General features: G+C 67.4%; 3 protein-coding genes and 1 pseudogene. 1 reads left to right on the plus strand and 3 read right to left on the minus strand.

Going from position 1 to position 4,390, the window contains the following annotated elements; all coding sequences use genetic code 11:
- The first annotated feature begins 311 nt into the window (after positions 1-311).
- Complete coding sequence (locus ACWELQ_RS39410; RefSeq protein WP_452402105.1) at positions 312-2,774, plus strand: phosphoketolase family protein; 2,463 nt, start codon at positions 312-314, stop codon at positions 2,772-2,774.
- 9 nt (positions 2,775-2,783) lie between these two features.
- On the opposite strand, the gene narI is transcribed toward ACWELQ_RS39410, so the two are convergent.
- The 3 genes and pseudogenes from narI to narY all read right to left on the minus strand — a co-directional run.
- The gene (gene narI / locus ACWELQ_RS39415) at positions 2,784-3,515 is read right to left on the minus strand and encodes a respiratory nitrate reductase subunit gamma (RefSeq protein WP_452402106.1); all 732 of its coding nucleotides are present in this window, start codon (positions 3,513-3,515) and stop codon (positions 2,784-2,786) included.
- A complete protein-coding gene (narJ, locus tag ACWELQ_RS39420; RefSeq protein ID WP_452402107.1) occupies positions 3,512-4,144 on the minus strand; it encodes a nitrate reductase molybdenum cofactor assembly chaperone in 633 nt (210 codons plus the stop codon). Before narJ ends, narI begins: the two co-directional genes overlap by 4 nt.
- A pseudogene (gene narY, locus ACWELQ_RS39425) lies at positions 4,141-4,390 on the minus strand (nitrate reductase subunit beta); the annotation flags it as partial. The gene narJ and the pseudogene narY, both read right to left, overlap by 4 nt.

A 4,390-nucleotide genomic window follows, 5' to 3' on the forward strand; every position in this document is an offset into this window, starting at 1 on the left:
GTCTTTCATCAGTTTCTCGATGAGGGGCCGCAACGTCGCGGCGTAAGCGGGCTCCTGCGACTTATCGGAGGTCGATGACCCGCACCCCATGGCGACCGTCAACACCACGGCCGCGCACACCACTCCTACACCCCGTCGGTATCCCATAACGCTCCGTCCGGGTCCGCTGGATTGTGGTTACGAAGTATTTGCCAGCCTAAACCCGTACCGCTCGGTCTCGAAGCTGTTCGGCCGCACGGGTAGCGTGGGCTTCGGCTCCACTGTCGAAGGTCCCGCGAAGCGCTGTCCCGAAACGTGAGGAGATGCGGCTGATGACGCAGTTGACCAATGCGGAAGACACCTCCGCCGACAATGTCGGCGGTCGCGGCGGCGAGACCGTCCCGCCGCGCCCGTACCGGCTGGACGACAGTGCGGGCCCGCTCGACCGGAACGAACTGAGCACCATCGACGCCTGGTGGCGGGCGGCGAACTACCTGGCGGTCGGGCAGATCTATCTGCGCTCGAACCCGCTGCTGCGGACGCCTCTGGAACCCGAGCAGATCAAGCCCCGGCTGCTCGGCCATTTCGGCACCGTGCCCGGCCTGAATCTGGTGTGGGCGCATGCCAATCGAGCGATCCTGGCGCGGGATCTGGACGCGGTCTTCGTGGCCGGGCCCGGGCACGGCGGTCCGGGGCCGAATGCCTGTGCGTGGCTGGAGGGCACCTACTCCGAGCTCTACACCCACATTCCCCGCGACGCGGAGGGCATGGCCGCGTTGTTCGCCCAGTTCTCCTACCCGGGCGGCGTCCCGAGTCACTGCGCGCCGGAGACGCCCGGCTCCTTCCACGAGGGCGGCGAACTCGGCTATTCGCTGCTGCACGCTTTCGGTGCGGCCCTGGACAATCCGGATCTGACCGTGTTCTGCGTGGTCGGCGACGGTGAAGCGGAGACCGGACCGCTGGCCGGGAGCTGGCATGCCAACAAGTTCCTCAGTCCGCTGCGTGACGGCGCGGTGCTGCCGATTCTCGCGCTCAACGAGTACAAGATCGCGAATCCGACGCTCCTGGCGCGCATTCCGGAGTCGGAGCTGCTGTCGCTGTTCCGCGGTTACGGCTACGACCCGGTCCTGGTCTCCGGGAGCGACCCGGCGGCGGTGCATCAGGCGATGGCCGCCGCCGTCGACCAGTGCCTCGACGCGATCGCGGCCATCCAGCGGGCGGCCCGCGAGGGCAGCGACGGGGCGCATCCGGTCTGGCCGATGATCGTGCTGCGCACCCCCAAGGGCTGGACCTGCCCGCCGGTGGTCGACGGTGAACCGGTCGAGGGCACCTTCCGCGCCCACCAGGTGCCGCTGCCGGGGGCGCGCACCAATGCGGAACATCGTGCGGTGCTGGAACAGTGGCTGGAGTCGTATCGGCCCGGCGAGCTGTTCGACGCGGAGGGGCGGCCGATCGCGGAGCTGTTGAAGCTGGTGCCGGTCGGCGGTCGGCGGATGAGCGCCAACCCGGTCAGCAATGGCGGGACGCTGGTGCGCGATCTGCGCCTGCCCGATTGGCGCTCCTACGGCGTCGAGGTCGCCGGTCCCGGCGGGTCCAAGCACGAGGCGACCCGGGTGCTCGGGGCCTGGCTGCGCGATGTCACCGCCGCCAACCCCGAGAACTTCCTCACCTTCGCCCCCGACGAGCTGGCCAGCAACCGGCTACAGGACATCCTCTCCGTCACCGGCCGCGACTGGCAGGCCGAAATCGGTGAGTACGACGAGAAATTGGATCGCACCGGCCGCGTGATCGAGGTGCTGTCGGAGCATATGTGCCAGGGCCTGCTGGAGGGCTATCTGCTGACCGGCCGCCACGGCGTCTTCACCTGCTACGAGGCGTTCATCCACATCGTCGACGCCATGTTCAATCAGCACGCGAAATGGCTCGACGCCAGCTCGGCCGTGCCGTGGCGCTTGCCGATCCCGAGCCTGAATTACCTGCTCTCGTCGCATGTCTGGCGACAGGACCACAATGGCTTCACCCATCAGGACCCCGGATTCCTGGACGTGGTGCTCAACAAGTCGCCCGAGATCGTGCGCGTGTATCTGCCGCCGGACGCCAATACCCTGCTCTCGACCTACGACCACTGCCTGCGCTCACGCCATTACGTGAATGTCGTGGTGGCGGGCAAACAGCCGCAAGAGGATTGGCTCTCGGTCGAGCAGGCGGCGGTGCACTGCGCGCGCGGCGCGGGCATCTGGGAATGGGCGGGGCACAACGACGATCCGGGCACCACCCCGGACGTGGTGCTGGCCTGCGCCGGTGACGTGCCCACCCTGGAGACGCTCGCGGCCGCCTCGATTCTGCAGGAGCGGTTGCCGCAGTTGCGGATTCGTGTCATCAACGTGGTCGATCTGATGCGTCTGCAGCCGGAGGGCGAACACCCGCACGGGCTGTCAGACCGGGAATTCGACACCATGTTCACCACCGACCGCCCCGTCATCTTCGCCTTCCACGGTTACCCGTGGCTCATCCACCGCCTCACCTACCGGCGCACCAACCACGCCGGTCTGCACGTGCGCGGCTACAAGGAGAAGGGCACCACCACAACACCGTTCGACATGGTCATGCTCAATGACATCGACCGCTACCACCTGGTCATGGACGTCATCGACCGGGTCCCCGGCCTGCGCCAGCAGGCCGCGGTGCTGCGTCAGGACATGGAAGACGCGCGCTGGACGGCCCGCCTGTGGACCCGCGAACACGGCGAGGACATTCCCGAGGTCGCGAACTGGAGCTGGCCCCGTCCGGCCTGAGACGGGCTCTCAGCGCCCGGCGTCGATGCGCTCCCAGCCGCGCCGGGCGGGCCGCTCCGAGAGCTGCTTGGGGTCGCGGCTGCGGTAGACGATGTAGGGGCGGAACAGGTATTGCACCGGCGCGCTGAACATGTGGACCAGCCGGGTGAACGGGATCAGCGCCAGCAGCGCCATGCCGATGACGGCGTGCACCTGGAACAGCACCGGGACCGACTCCATCAGCGAGACGCGGGGGTGCAGCAGGAAGATGCTGCGCGCCCACGGCGCGATGGTCTCGCGATAGTCGTAGCCCTCGTGAATGTTCGCGTGCGCGAGCTTGGCCCACAGGCCCATGAAGATCGCGCCGACCAGCACCACGTACATGACCTTGTCATTGGTCGTGGTGGCGTGGAAGACACCGGCGTTGGTGCGGCGGCGGTAGATCAGCATGACGATGCCGACGATCGCGAGGATGCCCGCCGCGGTGCCCGCGAACAGCGACATCAGGTGGTAGGCATGCTCGTTGAGGCCGATCGCGTCGGTCCACGCGGACGGGATGAACAGTCCCATGATGTGGCCGAGGAACACGAACAGGATGCCGTAGTGGAACATCGGCGAGGCGATATTGAGCAGCCGCGACTCGTGCAGTTCCGAGGAACGGGTGGTCCAGCCGAACTTGTCGTAGCGGTAGCGCCACGCCAGCCCGGTGGCGAGCAGGACGATCACGACGTATGGCAGTGCGCCCCACAGAAAGATGCTCATCGACGGTCTCCAGTCAGCAGGGGAAGCATTCCGAGGTGGCCGTAGGGTTCGAGGCCCACGGTTTCGCGGGGCGGGCCGCTGCGGGCCATGGCCTTGGCTTGCGCGCGGTCCTTGGGCGAGGCCCCGGGCAGGGTGGCGCACACCGCGGCGAGCACGAGCGCGTAGTCGTTGTTCTTCTCTGCCAAGGCGATACGGAGCAGTTCGAGGGCGGGCCGATGCTCGTTGAGCAGGGTGTCGGTGCGGGACAGCGCGCTGAATTCCAGGACGGCGGGCAGGAAGTCGGGCAGTTCGGAATCGTCGAAGTCGAAACCGTGTGCGCGATAGTGCTCCTTGAACCGCACCAGTCCCATGCCGCGGTTGCGGGTGTCGCCGTCGGTCCACCAGGTCAGGTACAGGCTGTGCCGATTGGTGAAATCGAAGGTGTCCACGTAGGCCGTGGTGTGCGCGGCCTCCGACAATCGCGTGACGGCGCTGAGGAATTCGCGCAGCGGCGCACCCGCCGGGTGGCGGATGGCGGCGGTCACCGTGTCGAAGGCTTGCAGGGAGTCGTTGAATTCGTCGCCCGGATAAGCCAGGCAGGCCGCCGCGATGCGATAGACGACCGCGACCTCGTCGCTGATCGGGGTCATCGGCTCGACTCCTCCACCTCGTCGGCGGTCTGCTGTTTGCGCATGGCGTGGAAGCTCTCGATGGTGACCAGCGGCAGCGACTTGCGCCCGGAGCCGCCACCGAGCGGACCGTCCGCGCCCATACCGGGCCCGCCCTCGTAGTCCAGACTGCATTCACTCGGCAGCGCCGACTCCTCGAGCCGCTGCGCATCGGCCATCGCGGCGGTCGGAATCACGTACCGGTCTTCGTATTTCGCGATGGCCAGC

Source organism: Nocardia sp. NPDC004722, from assembly GCF_053601505.1.

Excerpts from the sequence above, each read along its gene's own strand:
- ACWELQ_RS39410 (WP_452402105.1), top strand. The coding sequence starts at position 312 with ATGACGCAGTTGACCAATGCGGAAGACACCTCCGCCGACAATGTCGGC.
- narI (WP_452402106.1), bottom strand. The coding sequence starts at position 3,515 with ATGAGCATCTTTCTGTGGGGCGCACTGCCATACGTCGTGATCGTCCTG.
- narJ (WP_452402107.1), bottom strand. The coding sequence starts at position 4,144 with ATGACCCCGATCAGCGACGAGGTCGCGGTCGTCTATCGCATCGCGGCG.